This window comes from Oerskovia paurometabola (assembly GCF_016907365.1).
Classification (GTDB): Bacteria; Actinomycetota; Actinomycetes; order Actinomycetales; family Cellulomonadaceae; genus Oerskovia; species Oerskovia paurometabola.
Map to the genome: position 1 here is coordinate 1,918,379 of NZ_JAFBBV010000001.1, position 14,181 is coordinate 1,932,559.

13 protein-coding genes are annotated in these 14,181 nt (G+C 71.8%); 9 read left to right on the forward strand and 4 right to left on the reverse strand.

All coding sequences use genetic code 11. From position 1 onward, the window contains the following. The first annotated feature begins 25 nt into the window (after nucleotides 1-25). Nucleotides 26-979, forward strand: coding sequence for an L-lactate dehydrogenase (locus JOD48_RS08580; RefSeq protein ID WP_307824050.1), 954 nt, complete (start codon nucleotides 26-28; stop codon nucleotides 977-979). Between the two features lie 113 nt (nucleotides 980-1,092). Here the strand turns inward: JOD48_RS08580 and lexA are convergent, their stop codons facing one another. Then, complete coding sequence (lexA, locus tag JOD48_RS08585) at nucleotides 1,093-1,842, reverse strand: transcriptional repressor LexA (protein WP_191790647.1); 750 nt, start codon at nucleotides 1,840-1,842, stop codon at nucleotides 1,093-1,095. Between the two features lie 312 nt (nucleotides 1,843-2,154). Here lexA and JOD48_RS08590 point away from each other — a divergent pair, with 312 nt between their 5' ends. Both JOD48_RS08590 and nrdR read left to right on the forward strand, forming a co-directional pair. Beyond that, a complete protein-coding gene (locus JOD48_RS08590; RefSeq protein ID WP_204808576.1) occupies nucleotides 2,155-2,532 on the forward strand; it encodes a LysM peptidoglycan-binding domain-containing protein in 378 nt (125 codons plus the stop codon). Nucleotides 2,533-2,963: 431 nt separating this feature from the next. Beyond that, nucleotides 2,964-3,500 carry a transcriptional regulator NrdR gene (gene nrdR, locus JOD48_RS08595; RefSeq protein WP_204808578.1) on the forward strand — a complete coding sequence of 179 codons (537 nt, stop codon included), beginning with the start codon at nucleotides 2,964-2,966 and terminating at the stop codon, nucleotides 3,498-3,500. Nucleotides 3,501-3,539: 39 nt separating this feature from the next. Here nrdR and JOD48_RS08600 read toward each other — a convergent pair whose 3' ends face one another. After that, entirely contained in the window at nucleotides 3,540-4,616 is a 1,077-nt protein-coding gene (locus JOD48_RS08600) for an aldo/keto reductase (RefSeq protein ID WP_204808580.1), read from the reverse strand. A 112-nt stretch (nucleotides 4,617-4,728) separates the two neighbouring features. Between JOD48_RS08600 and JOD48_RS08605 the strand changes: the two genes are divergently transcribed. Continuing rightward, nucleotides 4,729-4,920, forward strand: a complete 192-nt coding sequence (locus JOD48_RS08605) for a DUF5302 domain-containing protein (RefSeq protein ID WP_191790651.1) — start codon at nucleotides 4,729-4,731, stop codon at nucleotides 4,918-4,920. A gap of 102 nt (nucleotides 4,921-5,022) precedes the next feature. On the opposite strand, the gene serA is transcribed toward JOD48_RS08605, so the two are convergent. Both serA and JOD48_RS08615 read right to left on the reverse strand, forming a co-directional pair. Then, nucleotides 5,023-6,222, reverse strand: a complete 1,200-nt coding sequence (gene serA, locus JOD48_RS08610; RefSeq protein ID WP_191790652.1) for a phosphoglycerate dehydrogenase — start codon at nucleotides 6,220-6,222, stop codon at nucleotides 5,023-5,025. Between the two features lie 72 nt (nucleotides 6,223-6,294). Continuing rightward, nucleotides 6,295-8,529, reverse strand: coding sequence for a HelD family protein (locus JOD48_RS08615; protein ID WP_191790734.1), 2,235 nt, complete (start codon nucleotides 8,527-8,529; stop codon nucleotides 6,295-6,297). A 318-nt stretch (nucleotides 8,530-8,847) separates the two neighbouring features. On the opposite strand from JOD48_RS08615, the gene JOD48_RS08620 reads away from it, so the two are divergent. The 5 genes from JOD48_RS08620 to JOD48_RS08640 all read left to right on the forward strand — a co-directional run bounded on the left by JOD48_RS08620 (nucleotide 8,848) and on the right by JOD48_RS08640 (nucleotide 14,119). Then, complete coding sequence (locus JOD48_RS08620) at nucleotides 8,848-10,173, forward strand: PP2C family protein-serine/threonine phosphatase (protein WP_307824051.1); 1,326 nt, start codon at nucleotides 8,848-8,850, stop codon at nucleotides 10,171-10,173. Continuing rightward, nucleotides 10,170-11,927: a sensor histidine kinase gene (locus JOD48_RS08625; RefSeq protein WP_307824052.1), complete on the forward strand. Its 1,758-nt coding sequence runs from the start codon at nucleotides 10,170-10,172 to the stop codon at nucleotides 11,925-11,927. Before JOD48_RS08620 ends, JOD48_RS08625 begins: the two co-directional genes overlap by 4 nt. 124 nt (nucleotides 11,928-12,051) lie before the next feature. Then, nucleotides 12,052-12,477 (forward strand): response regulator, encoded by a 426-nt coding sequence (locus JOD48_RS08630; protein WP_204810480.1) that lies wholly within the window; start codon nucleotides 12,052-12,054, stop codon nucleotides 12,475-12,477. Between the two features lie 177 nt (nucleotides 12,478-12,654). Then, complete coding sequence (locus JOD48_RS08635; RefSeq protein WP_204808584.1) at nucleotides 12,655-13,602, forward strand: proteasome assembly chaperone family protein; 948 nt, start codon at nucleotides 12,655-12,657, stop codon at nucleotides 13,600-13,602. A gap of 313 nt (nucleotides 13,603-13,915) precedes the next feature. After that, a complete protein-coding gene (locus tag JOD48_RS08640; protein ID WP_030150522.1) occupies nucleotides 13,916-14,119 on the forward strand; it encodes a cold-shock protein in 204 nt (67 codons plus the stop codon). The last annotated feature ends 62 nt before the right edge of the window (nucleotides 14,120-14,181 follow it).

The window sequence follows — 14,181 nt, forward strand, 5'->3', positions numbered from 1 at the left end:
CGGTGCTCAACGTCCAGGAGGCACAGTGCCCGCCCGTACCACCAAGCTCGCGATCGTCGGCGCAGGTTCCGTCGGATCGACCCTCGCCTACGCGGCGCTCATGCGTGGAGCCGCTCACACCGTGAGCCTGCTCGACATCAACCGGACCAAGGTCGAGGCCGAGGTCCTCGACCTCCAGCACGGCATCCAGTTCATGCCCATGGCCAAGGTCGAGGGCTCCGACGACGTGGCGGTGTGCTCCGACGCGGACGTCGTGGTCTTCACCGCCGGGGCCAAGCAGAAGCCCGGGCAGACACGGCTGGACCTCGCCGAGGCGACGATCTCCCTCGTGCGCAAGATCCTGCCCGGCCTCGTCGAGGTGGCGCCCAACGCCGTCTACATCATGGTGACCAACCCGGTCGACGTGGTCACGTACGCGGCCCTCAAGTACTCGGGACTGCCGCCGAACCAGCTCTTCGGGAGCGGCACGGTCCTGGACTCCTCGAGGCTGCGGTTCCTCGTCGCGCAGCACTGCGGCGTCGCGGTCCAGAACGTGCACGCGTACATCGCCGGAGAGCACGGGGACAGCGAGATCCCGCTCTGGAGCTCGGCGACGATCAGCGGGGTGCCGCTGCTCGAGTGGCAGGGGCTCAAGGGCCGGGGACCGCTCACGGCCGAGGTGCGCGAGGACATCGCGCACGAGGTCGTGCAGTCGGCCTACCGCATCATCGAGGGCAAGGGCGCCACGAACTACGCCGTCGCGCTCGCCGCGACCCGCATCATCGAGGCCGTCCTCGACGACGAGCACCGGGTCCTGCCGGTGTCCTCGCTCCTCGAGGACTTCCACGGGATCAGCGACGTCTGCCTCTCCGTCCCCTCGCTGCTCGAGCGGCGTGGCTGCGGTGAGCGGATCGAGGTCCCGCTGTCGGACCACGAGCTCGCGGGCCTCCGGGCGTCCGCGGACTCGGTGCGCGCCGTCGCCAAGAGCTTCGGACTGTAGTCGTCCCCTCGGTGCCCGTGACGGGCGCCGGGCACGACGAAGGGGACGGCCCACCGGGCCGTCCCCTTCGTCGTGCTGAGCGCCGGTCCCTGGGGGCCGGCGGGACGCTGTGCTCAGAGGCTCCGCAGGACCGAGACGACCCGGCCGAGGATCTGGGCGTCGTCCCCCGAGATGGGCCGGTACGCCGCGTTGTGCGGCATGAGCCACACGTGCTTGTCGATGCGCTTGAACGTCTTGACGGTCGCCTCGCCGTCGATCATCGCGGCGACGATCTCGCCGTTCTCGGCGACGGGCTGGCGACGGACCACGACCCAGTCGCCGTCGCAGATCGCGGCGTCGATCATCGAGTCACCGGCCACGCGCAGCAGGAAGAGCTCGCCGTCGCCGACGAGCTGGCGGGGGAGGGGGAACACGTCCTCGACGACCTGCTCGGCCAGGATGGGACCACCGGCGGCGATGCGTCCCACGACGGGGACGTACGACGGCGTGGGGCGCTCGGGTGAGTCCTCGGTCGTGTCGATGCCCTCGACGCGCGGGAACGCGCTGCCGGGAAGCGCTGCGATGGACCGCGCGTCGTCGTGCTGGACGACCTCGATCGCGCGGGGGCGGTTGGGGTCGCGACGCAGGTAGCCCTTGCGCTCGAGCGTCGTGAGCTGGTGCTTGACGCTCGACGGGCTCGTCAGGCCGACGGCCTCGCCGATCTCGCGCATGCTCGGCGGGTAGCCCCGCTGGTCGACCGACGCGCGGATCGTCTCGAGCACGAGCCGCTGGCGCGGTGTGAGACCGTCCCCGCCCGTCGTGCCGTCGGGCAGCTCGTGCACCTTCGCGAGCCTGCCCGTGGTGTCGGCCACCCGTCCCGCCATCGTCGTCTCCGCCCTGCTCGGCCGTCTCGGTCCCTGTCCTGCGGAGGGGCGCCGCGAGCGGCACCGGCTCCTGAGCGTGGCCGCGGCGATCTCGTCAGCCCGGGGGCGGGACGTCCCACCCCCAGGCGTCCGACATATCGGACGACCAGTACTCGAACAGCGTAGGTCACGCGGCGACACGAATCAAACACATGTTCGAGCATGTCTCGACATCGGCGCCCGACGGTGATAGAAATCGTACAGATGTTCGACGAACAGGTGTTCGAACCGACCGGGGAAGGCGGTTCGGGCGCCACGGACGAAGGAGTGGCTATGAGTGCGATCACCGCGATGGGCGCGACGGACGGGTGGCGTGTCGAGCGTCGTCCTCAGGGGCAGGCCGAGGCTCCGCTGCGGCTGACCACGCGAGGCCGTGTCGTCCTGGTACTGCTCGTCGCGACGGTCCTCGCCCTCGGGGCCCTGTGGGGCGCCCGTGCGGTGGCGTCCGGCCCCGGCGAGCCGGTCGAGGTCCGGATCCACGTCGTCGAGGCGGGGGAGACCTTGTGGCAGCACGCGTCCGCCCTGGCATCGGGCGGCCGGGACGTGCGAGACGTGATGGCGGAGCTCGCCGAGCTCAACAACCTCTCGTCGACCGGGCTCCAGGTCGGGCAGCAGCTCCTGCTGCCGGTCGACCCCAACTTCGCGCGCTGACCGGTCGAGGGTTCCGTGCCGCTCAGGCGTCGGCAGCCCTTCGGCCCGGGGTGATTCTGCCCTCGCTGTGAGGACCCGTGCCCGGAGGGCTTGCGCAATCGCATTAGGTTCCCCTAAGTTAGTGCTGCCTCACCAACCCGGCTGGGGGGTCGGTCGGTGAGGAGGAGGCGCGCCAGCGCGTCTCCGCAGTTGCGTCGACGTTCGCGAGGCGAGTCGCGAACGTGAGATGGGGACGGGGGCGTCCCGACGGAGGTGGCCGATCATCGGCCACCTCCGTTCTCATGTGTGCTGACCGGCGTGTGGAACGCGTCGCGCTGTCTCGTCGTGGCGGGGCGTCTTGCGCCTCGTCAGGGTCGAGACATAGGTTCGGGACGCACCGTCCGTGGCGACCGCCACGGAGCACTCGCGCAGACCCACAGGAGTACCGCCTCATGCACTGTCCGTTCTGTCGGCACGCGGACTCCCGGGTCGTCGACTCGCGGACCTCCGACGACGGTGCCTCGATCCGTCGTCGCAGACAGTGCCCTGCCTGCAACCGCCGCTTCACGACGATCGAGACGGCGAGCCTGTCGGTCGTCAAGCGCTCTGGAGTGACCGAGCCGTTCAGCCGGGAGAAGATCGTGACCGGCGTGCGCAAGGCCTGCCAAGGGCGTCCGGTCAACGAGGACGACCTGGCGGTCCTCGCGCAGAAGGTCGAGGAGTCGCTCCGGGCCGGTGGTAGCGCGGAGCTGGACGCGTACGAGATCGGGCTGGCCATCCTCGGTCCCCTGCGGGAGCTCGACGAGGTCGCCTACCTGCGGTTCGCGAGCGTCTACCAGGCGTTCGACTCGCTCGAGGACTTCGAGTCGGCGATCAACTCCCTCCGGGCCGAGCGTGAGGAGCGCGAGGCGGCGTTCGGCGGTGCCGGGTCCGAGGCCGGCGCGTCGGACGACGAGCCTGCGGCCGACGTGGTCCCGGATCGCGCCTGATCCCTCGCTCGGGACCAGCAAGCGGTCGCGAGGGCCCTGCTAGAGGTCGCTCGAGCGCGCCGCCCAGATGTTGATGCCGGTGTCCAGAGGTCGACGGCTCCCGTCGGGCGTGAGCTCGGTCGTCACGGCGTCGATCGCCGTGAGCTCGTCGGTCGTGAAGGGCGGCGCGTCGAGGGCCGAGAGGTTGTCGTCGACCTGCGCCGTGGTCCGGGCCCCGACGAGGACCGACGTGACACGCGGGTCGCGCAGCGTCCAGGCGACCGCCGTCCGGGCGAGCGGCTCACCGCGGCCGGCCGCGACGTCGCGCAGCGCGCGGATCCGGGCCAGGTTCTCCGGGGCGAGGTGCTCGGGCCGCAGCGACGCCGAGCGAGCCGCGCGCGAGTCGGACGGTACGCCGTCGAGGTACCGGTCCGAGAGCATGCCCTGGGCCAGCGGCGAGAAGACGATCAGTCCGGTGCCCGAGTCGCCGGCGACGTCGAGCAGGCTGCGTCCGCTCGCGTCGGGCACCTCGATCCACCGGTTCAGCATCGAGTACGACGGCTGGTGCAGCACCAGGGGCAGGCCGAGGTCGTCGGCGACCGCGAGGGCCTCGGTCGTACGCCTCGCCGAGTACGAGGAGACGGCCGCGTACGTGGCCCGGCCCGAGGACACCGCCGTGGCGAGTGCACCGATCGTCTCCTCGAGCGGCGTGGTGGGATCGAACCGGTGGGAGTAGAAGACGTCCACGTGGTCGGTGCCGAGTCGGCGCAGCGACGCGTCGAGCGACGACAGCAGGTACTTGCGCGAACCGCCCTCGCCGTAGGGCCCTGGCCCCATGCGGTAGCCCGCCTTGGTCGAGATCAGGAGCTCGTCGCGATGCCCTCGGAGATCCGAGGCCAGCAGGCGCCCGAAGGCAGCCTCTGCGGACCCGGGCGGCGGCCCGTAGTTGTTCGCGAGGTCGAAGTGCACGACCCCCCGCTCGTGGGCGTGCAGGACCAGCTCGCGCTGCGCGGAGAAGGGCGTCGGCTCCCCGAAGTTCTGCCAGAGGCCGAGGGAGAGGCGGGGCAGGACGAGGCCGGAGCGTCCGGCACGGGCGAAGGGCATCCCGGAGCCCGGCTCCGGCGCTTTGTGCGACATGTCTCGACCGTACCCGGTGGTATTCGCTGGCGTTACCTCGCCGGGTGCGACAGGCTGGGGCACGGGAGCGCCCGACGGCGCGCCTGATCCACCGAGAGAAGGAGGCCCGCCGATGACGACGTCCAAGGACGAGACACCCGCGACCACGCCCAGCGAGGACGCCAAGGCGAAGTTCCGCGAGGCGCTCGACCGTAAGAACGCCGCGAGCCACCGCACTGCGGACGGCGGCTCGAACACGGGCTCCGTCCACGGGTCGGAGACCGTCGGACCTGTGCAGCGCACGTTCCGCCGCAAGTCCGGCTGAGTGGCGGCCGGGAACCTGCGAGGTTCCCCCGCACCTGCACGACATGAGGAAGGGGACCAGCCCGGCGGGCTGGTCCCCTTCCTCATGTCGTGCGGGATGCGGTCAGGACAGCACGCGCAGCTTGACGGTCGCGTCCATGGCCTGCAGCTCGTCGATGGCCGCGGGCAGGAGCTCTGCGCCGACGTCGGTCACCACGTAGCCGAGCTCGCCACGCGTCGCGAGCATCTGGCCCTCGATGTTCGTGCCGTGCTCGGCGAGGACCGCGTTCACGGCCGCGAGCACGCCCGGGGTGTTGCGGTGCAGGTGGGCGATCCGGCTGACGCCCGTGCTCTGCTCGAGCGCGAGGTTCGGCATGTTGACGCTGAGGGTCGTCGACCCGGTCGCGAGGTAGTCGCGGAGCTTCCCGGCGACGAACTGGCCGATGGACTCCTGCGCCTCCTCGGTCGAGCCGCCGATGTGCGGGGTGAGGATGACGTTCGGCAGGCCGCGCAGCTCCGAGTCGAAGTGGTCGCCGCGCTTCTTGGGCTCCTCGGGGAACACGTCGATGGCTGCGCCCGACAGGTGCCCGGAGAGGATCGCCTCGCGCAGCGCGACGGTGTCGACGACGAAGCCGCGCGAGAGATTGAGCAGGATCGAGCCCTGGCGCATGCGCGAGAGCTGCTTCTCGCCGAACAGGCCGGCGTTGCCACCGCGCCCGTCGACGTGGAGCGTGACGACGTCGGCCGTCTCGAGGAGCTCGTCGAGGCTGTCCATGCGGCGCGCGTTGCCCAGGGCGAGCTTCTCGGCCGTGTCGTAGAAGACGACCGACATGCCCAGCGCCTCGGCGACCACCGAGAGCTGCGTGCCGATGTTGCCGTACCCGATGATGCCCAGGGTGCGGCCGCGGACCTCGTGGGCGCCCTCGGCGGACTTGTCCCAGATGCCCTCGTGCAGCGCGCGGTCGCGCTCGGTCAGGCGGCGGGTCAGCGCGATGATCTCGGCGAGCGCGATCTCGACGACCGAGCGCGTGTTCGAGAACGGCGCGTTGAAGGTCGCGACGCCGTGCGACGCCGCGGCCTTGAGGTCGATCTGGTTGGTCCCGATGCAGAACGCGCCGATCGCGATCAGGTCCGGGGAGGACTCGATCACGCGGGCCGTGACGTTGGTCTTGGACCGGATACCGAGGATGTTCACACCCTCGAGGGCCTCGATCAGCTCGGACTCGTCCATGGCCCCGGTGCGCACGGTCACGTCGATACCGGCGGACTCGAGGATCGAGGTGGCGAGGGGGTGCAGGTTTTCAAGGAGGAGGGCGCGTAGCACGTGTCTATGGTGCGCCGAGTTGGTGCGAGCACCAAACGAGTCTTGTCCCTCGGACGACGCGATCTCCTCCGGTCAGTCGGCGAAGCCCTGGGGGAGGGGGCGTGAGTGCACCACCACGAGCCGCTGCGTCGGGCGGGTCATCGCGACGTAGAGCTCGGACGCCCCGGAGGTCGCCGCGAGGACGTCGGCGGGCTCCAGCAGGACGACCGCATCGAACTCGAGCCCCTTGGCCTGGGTCGGGCTCAGGACCGTGAGCGCGGCTCCCAGGGCGCCCTCGACCTCGGCCGCGGAGCCGGTGAGCAACGGGTCGGTCAGGTGGACGCGGGTCAGGTGCTCGCGCACGTCCGTCAGCCGGTGCGCCGGCGCGACGACCGCGACCCGGCCTGCGCCGTCGGGCCCGACGAACTCCGCCAGGGCCGACCGGACCCGGGCGGCCACCTCGGCCAGCGGGTCCTCCCCGCCCGCTACGGGGGACAGGACGAGCGCCCCCGGGACGTCGCGTGCCGAGGTGAGCGAGGACGTCGGGAGACGGTGGGCCGCGGCGAACCGCTGTGCGGTGTCGGCGATCTGCGTGGGTGTGCGGTAGTTGACCGTGAGGGTCGCGAGGCGCCACGAGCTGCGCAGCAACGGGTCGAGCATGCTCGCCCACGACCGTGCTCCCGCGAGCGAGGACGTCTGGGCGACGTCGCCGACGATGGTCATCGACCGGGTGGGGCAGCGCCGCACCAGGGCCCGCCACGCCATCGCGGACAGCTCCTGCGCCTCGTCGACCACGACGTGCGCGTAGGTCCACGTGCGGTCCTGGGCCGCGCGCTCGGCCGTGGTCAGGCGAGAACCGCCCCCGGCGAACCGGTCGGCGAGGATCTCCGCACCGACGATCCCGCCGCCGGCACCGGACGACTCGAGGACCTGCCGTGCGTAGTCGAGGCTGGCCGCCCGTTCGGCCGCCTCGGCCTTGGCCTGGGCGCGCGCGGCCTGGTCGTCCTCGCCCAGGAGCTCCGCGGCCTCGTCGAGGAGCGGCACGTCCGCCGGGGTCCACGGGGAGCCCTTGGGGCGCACCAGCGCCGCACGGTCCGCGCGCGACATGTCGGGCGCGGCCTCGGCGAGGCGGTGCGGCTTGACGAACAGGTCCTCGATCAGGCGTTCGGGCGTCAGGGGCATCCAGGCGAGGTTGAGCGCGATCCGGATCTCTCGCTGGCGCCGCAGGTCGTCGATCACCTCGGCCCGCTCCTCGGGCGCGACCGGCCCGCCGAGCTCCGCGAGGTACTGGTCCGCGAGCCGACCCAGCATCTCGCGCACGAACGGGACGCGCGCGAGGTTGTGCGGCTTGTGCGTGCGGTGGGCCTTCGCGATCGCGTCGCGCACGTCGGAGCGGCGGATCACGAGATCGTGGCCGTCGATACGCAGGTGCTGGTCCGCGGCGGGCACGCGCTGGCGTGCGCGGACCGCGCGCTGCACGACCTTGGCCCACGACGCGCGCCCCTTGATCCGGGCGACCTCGGGCGACTCCTCCCCGTCCGCGACGAGCCCCGGCAGGAGCTCGGAGATGGTCGTGCTCACGACGCCCGTCTCACCGAGCGAGGGCAGGACCTGGTCGATGTAGTGCAGGAAGGACAGGCTCGGCCCGACGAGGAGCACGCCCGAGCGTTCGAGCAGGCGGCGGTGGGCGTACAGCAGGTAGGCCGCCCGGTGCAGCGCCACGGCCGTCTTGCCCGTCCCGGGGCCGCCCTGGACCACGAGCGCCCCGGCGAGCTCCGAGCGGATGATCGCGTCCTGCTCGGCCTGGATCGTGGCGACGATGTCGCCCATGCGGCTCGTGCGCCCGGCCGCCATGGCCGCGAGCAGCGCGCCCTCGCCCGAGAGGTTCGAGTCGGCCGCGGCGCCCGAGGAGAGGTCGAGGACCTCGTCCTCGACGCCCGTGACCGAGCGCCCCTTGGTCACGAGGTGGCGACGGCGACGAACGCCGTCCGGGTGGGCCGCCGTCGCGCGGTAGAACGACTGCGCGGCAGGTGCGCGCCAGTCCGTGAGGATCGACGCGTGGTCCTCGTCGGACAGGCCGATGCGCCCGACGTACCGGGTCGCGCCGTCGTCCAGGTCGAGACGACCGAACGCGAGCCGGTCCTCGACCGCCTCGAGCTGGGCGAGCCGGTCCTCGTAGAGGGTCGCGAAGGCGTCGCGCTCGCTGCGGTTCTGCGGAGAACCCGAGGGGCCCGACCGGCGCACGCCGGCGAGCCGTGAGCGGGTCGAGGCACGCAGCTCGTCGAGACGGGCGTAGAGCGTGTCGACGACGACCTGCTCCCTGCTGATCTCGTGCCGACGGTCCGGCGTCGGGGCGTCCCGCTCCGGCCGGACCTGCTCGTCGGTGGTCGGCGCCCCGCTCGTCCGGTCGCTCGTCTCGCGCACGCTGTTCCGTCCTGTCGTCTCGTCCCTCGCGGTCCGCTCGCGCACCCCGCGACGCAGCCGTCCATTATTGCCGATCCAGGGCGCCCCGGTCGCCATCGACGTCGTGCGTGGACACGCTCTCCCGCGACGCCCGGGACCGTGCGGCGGGGACCCCGCCTCCCAGCACGAGACGCCCGCGTCCTCTACGATCGGGAACCATGGCGACTGTCGGAGGCGCGCGTCGTGGTGACTGAGCCCTTGTCGCCCCGTCCGGAGGGAGGGGCTCCGGGTGTCCTGTCCCCGGAGGACCTCCTGCGCGTCCTGCTGGTCGAGGACGACGACGGGGACGCGATCCTCGTCGAAGAGCTCCTCGACGACGCCCGGGTCAAGGTCGAGCTGCACCGCGCACGGAGCCTCGACGTGGCCCTCGAGATGCTGCGCCTGCACGACGTGCACTGCGTCCTGCTCGACCTCGGTCTCCCGGACGCCGTCGGGCTCTCCGCCGTCGAGCGGCTCCAGTCCCGTCAGGACCCGCCCGCGCTGGTCGTGCTCACCGGGCACACCGGGATCGACCTCGGGGTCCAGGCCGTCGCGGCGGGCGCGGACGACTACCTGGTCAAGGGAGAGGTGGACGGCGACCTCCTGGGGCGCTCGGTCCGCTACGCCGTCCAGCGCCGTCGCTCCAAGGAGCAGCAGCGCGCGCTCTACCGCAGCGAGGTGCGCGCGGCCGAGACCGCCCGGCTCGAGCACGCCCTGCTGCCCAAGCCGCTCGTGACCGACGAGTCGATCGCCGTGATGGTGGGCTACATCCCCGGCGGCAACGGCCTGCTGGGCGGAGACTTCTACGACGCCGTGGAGCGCCCCGACGGACGGGTCCTGTGCCTGATCGGGGACGTCGCGGGGCACGGCCCGGACGAGGCGGCGCTCGGCGCGACCCTGCGCACCGCGTGGCGCACCCTCGTCCTGTCGGACGTCGACCCTGCCGAGATCCTTCCCCTCGTCGAACGGGTCCTGATCCCCGAGCGAGCCAGGCCCGAGGTCTTCGTGACCCTCTGCCAGGTCGTCATCTCGCCGGACCGCACCGGCGTGGACCTCTTCCTCGCGGGACACATGTCCCCGCTGCTCCTGCAGGACTCCTGCACGGAGCTTCCGACGACCTCGCGCGGCCGGGCGCTCGGCATCCCCGTCACGGGCGGGTGGCGCGCCGAGCGCGTCCCGCTCGAGGCTCCCTGGGCGCTCATGCTCTACACCGACGGCCTGATCGAGGCGACCCTCGCCGAGGACGCACAGGCCACCACGGGCGCGGGGACCGACGCGCCCCCCGTCGGGGGCACGCCCGGGCGTCGGGAACGCCTCGGCGTCCACGGTCTCGTCGCGGCCGTCGACACCGAGCTCGCGCACGGCGGGGAGGGACTCGTCGAGAGGCTCTTCCGACGGGTGCGAACCCTGCACGGCGGGCCCCTCGCGGACGATGCCGCGGTGCTCGTGATCGGATGGGGCGGCCCGGACCAGGACACGCGGGGCGAGCGGACCGCGACGCTCGCCGACTCCGACGAGTGGTCGCAGTGAGCGGACCGACCTCGACCGGACCGGTCGACGCGCCCGGGACCGCGCCCCTCGACGCTCCGGCACCGGAGAGGCCCGCGCCCGACGGGCCCGCGCCCGAGGGGCCCGCGCCCGACGGGCCCGCGCCCGAGGGGCCCGCGCCCGAGGCGCGGGACGAGGCGACCACCACCGAACCTCCCTCGGGTCCGTCGCTGCGGCGCCGGCTCGGCCGGCTCCTCGCGCTCGCCGCCGCGATCCTCCTCGCGGTGGTCTGCCTCTCGGTCGTCGCCCTGGTCAACGTCGTGCGCTACCAGGACGAGGTCACGAACCCGTACTTCACCGCCGTCACGCAGGCCGACAGCGCGTACGTGACCCTGATCGACGCCGAGTCCTCGGTCCGGGGCTACCTGGCCACGCGTACCGCCCTGAGCCTCGAGGCCTTCGAACGCTCGCTCGAGAACGAAGGAGCCGGCGCGATCCACGACGACCTCACGGCCGAGCGCGTCACGAGGTCGCCGCAGGTCGCGACGGCGCTCGACCACGCGACCCGAGCCGTCCAGGACTGGTCGTCCGGGTACGCGGTACCGATGGTCGAGAAGGTGCGGCAGGACGGCCCGGACGCGGTCACGACCGACGAACGGCTCGAGGGTGCCCGACTCTTCGAGCAGGCCCGCACCGCGACGCGGGAGTACATCTCGGTGCTGCGCGAGGTCCGGGAGGAGAAGGTCCGATCCCTCGAGATCTGGACGCAGGTGCTGTTCGGCTCGGTCGTCGTGCTCGTCGTCGCCGCGATCCTCGTCGGGGGGTTCCTCTGGAGCGTGCTCAAGCGCTGGATCACCGACCCCGTCACGACGCTCGCCCACCAGGTCCGCGTCGTGAGCGACGGGAACCTGCGCCAACCCGTCGCCGTCCAGGCACCGGGAGAGATCGGGGCGCTCGCGGTCGACGTCGAGCACATGCGCCGAGAGCTCGTGAGCCAGGTCGCGGAGATCCGCTCGTCGCACGAGGAGGTCGAGCACTCGCACGAGATGCTCGCGGCGCAGGCGCAGGAGCTGGCGCGCTCCAACCGCGACCTGGAGCAGTTCGCGTACGTGGCCTCGCACGACCTGCAGGAGCCGTTGCGCAAGGTCGCGTCGTTCACCCAGCTGCTGCAGAAGCGGTACGGGGGGCAGCTCGACGACCGCGCCGACCAGTACATCGAGTTCGCGGTCGACGGCGCGAAGCGCATGCAGCGCCTCATCCAGGACCTGCTGGGTTTCTCGCGCGTCGGGCGCACGGGGACCGAGAGGGGGCCCGTGGACCTCGAGAAGTCCTTCGCCGTGGTGCTCTCCGACCTCGAGGAGAAGATCGCGACGACCGGCACGAGCGTGACCCACGACCCCCTGCCCACGGTGCGCGGGGAGCGGGCGCTGCTCGAACAGCTCTTCGTCAACCTCGTCGGCAACGCGATCAAGTTCCGGGACCCCGAGCGTCCCCCCGTGGTGCACGTCGCGGTCCGCTCGCTCGACACCGCCTGGGAGTTCGCGGTGTCCGACAACGGCATCGGCATCGACGCGCAGTACGCGGAACGGGTCTTCGTGATCTTCCAGCGCCTGCACCCCAAGGACGTCTACGAGGGGACCGGGATCGGTCTGGCACTGTGCAAGCGGATCGTCGAGTACCACGGGGGCAGGATCTGGATCGAGCAGACCCCGGGAGGCGGCACGACGGTCCGGTTCACGATCGCGCACCAGTACGACCCGGTCGGGGCCGCCCCGTCCGCGCCGTCGGCGGGGTGAGGACCGACCGCGTCGCTCGCCCGTCGGCGCGCGCAGCCGCGCCCGGACGTCTCGCGTCGACTAGGCTCACGGCGTGGCTCCGGAGGACCGGGGCCCGACGACGAGGAACGGCGCGGTGGACGACATGAGCAACGGGCACAAGGTGATCGACGTCCTGCTGGTCGAGGACGACCCCGGTGACGTGCTCATGACGCGTGAGGCCTTCGAGGACCACAAGGTCACCAACCGTCTCTCGGTCGTCAGCGACGGCGTGAGCGCGATGGCGTTCCTGCGCAAGGAGGGGGAGTACGCCGACGCCCCGACGCCCGACCTGAACCTGCCGCGCATGGACGGTCGCGAGGTGCTCGGCGAGCTCAAGTCCGACCCTGCGCTGCGGCAGATCCCGGTGGTCGTGCTGACGACGTCGGAGGCCGAGGAGGACGTCGTGCGGTCGTACTCGCTGCACGCCAACGCCTACGTGACCAAGCCGGTCGACTTCGACCGGTTCATCGACGTCGTGCGTCAGATCGACGACTTCTTCGTCACGGTCGTCCGGCTGCCCGCTCGCTGAGCGCGCCCCGCGGTCGCGCGCCGGGGTGCCCGGCCCGTACGAGAGAGCGCCCAGGCCAGCGTGCCGGGAAGCATCGGGCGGCCCCCGGTGTTGTCGTGATCGAACCGCCCGAGAACCGTGCCGGCACCGCCCGGCCGACGACCTGGGCGGGCGAGGACGACGACGGAGGAGCATCTGGTGTTGGACCCACGAGAGATCTACGAGGTGGACGAGGCCGCTGTGGCGCGCGTCCTGCCTGCGGCGACGGGGGCGCAGGGAGAGGCTGCCGTCCGTGCGACGGGCCCGGTCATGCTGCACTCGGTCCGCGGGTTCGTGGACGCGGGGACGGCCGGCGAGCTCGCGGTCGAGCACCTGCTCGAGGAGTTCGAGGTCACGCGGTTGGTCACGTTCGACGTGGACCAGCTCCTGGACTACCGCTCGAAGCGCGTGACGATGGTGTTCGACGCTGACCGGTGGGCGTCGTACGACGAGCCGTTCCTCGCGATCGACCACCTGCGGGACGCCGAGGGCACGGGCTTCCTGCTCCTGCACGGCATGGAGCCGGACCTGCAGTGGGAGCGCGTGGTCGCCGCGCTGCGCGAGCTGGTGAACCGCTTCGACGTGTCGCTCGTCGTGGGCTTCCACGGCATCCCCATGGGCATCCCGCACACGCGTCCGCTGTCGGTGACGGCGCACGCGACGCGCCGCGAGCTCATCGAGGACCACACGTCGTGGTTCGGCACGGTCAAGGTCCCGGGCTCGCTGGCTTCGCTGCTCGAGCTGCGCCTGGGCGAGTCGGGGCACGACGCGATGGGTTTCACGGTGCACGTGCCGCACTATCTCGCCCAGTCGCCGTTCCCGCCCGCGGCCGTGGTGGCGCTCGAGAACGTCCAGCGGTCGACCGGCCTGGACCTGCGGGTCGCGGCTCTCACGGCGGGCGCCCAGGAGGCGGTGGCCGAGGTCGAGCGGCAGATGGCCGAGTCGGAGGAGGTCACGGCGGTCGTGCGCGCGCTCGAGGAGCAGTACGACGCGTTCGCGCGCTCGGTGGGCCGCACGAGCCTGCTCGCAGAGTCGGCTCCCATTCCGACTGCTGACGAGCTCGGGGCCGAGTTCGAACGTTTCCTTGCCCAGCAGACGGGGGAGTGACGTCCGCTCGCGGAGGTTCTGCGGAGGTTGTGCGGACGAATCACGGTATTTCGTCGGCGCTTGACGTGGCGAACTTCACCTTCACCGTGCAAAACTAAGTCTCGTTGCAGTGACGTGCTCGAGACATGCCTTCGCGTGAACCGGTATCGGCGCAGCAGGATCCCGGTCCGCCGAGGTCGTGCCAGTCCAACCGGCGGTCGCCACGACCGGACCTCGCGGAGCGCGTCGCGGGTCCGCGTGGCTGCGGCTCGATGAACGGACGAAGGGTTCGTTCGCGGATGTCCCCGCATGGACAGAAGGTACGAGGAACAGCATGGCGCAGGGTTCTGTGAAGTGGTTCAACGCTGAGAAGGGCTACGGGTTCATCGCCCAGGACGGCGGCGGCGCCGACGTCTTCGTCCACTACTCCGCGATCGAGGCCCAGGGCTACCGGTCGCTCGAAGAGGCTCAGCGGGTCGAGTTCGAGATCACCCAGGGTCCCAAGGGCCCGCAGGCGGAGAACGTCCGCCCGCTCTGATCTCCCTGATCGTGTGCCGACTCTCGCGGGTCGGTGTCGGAGGCCGTACCCCCGCCAGGGGG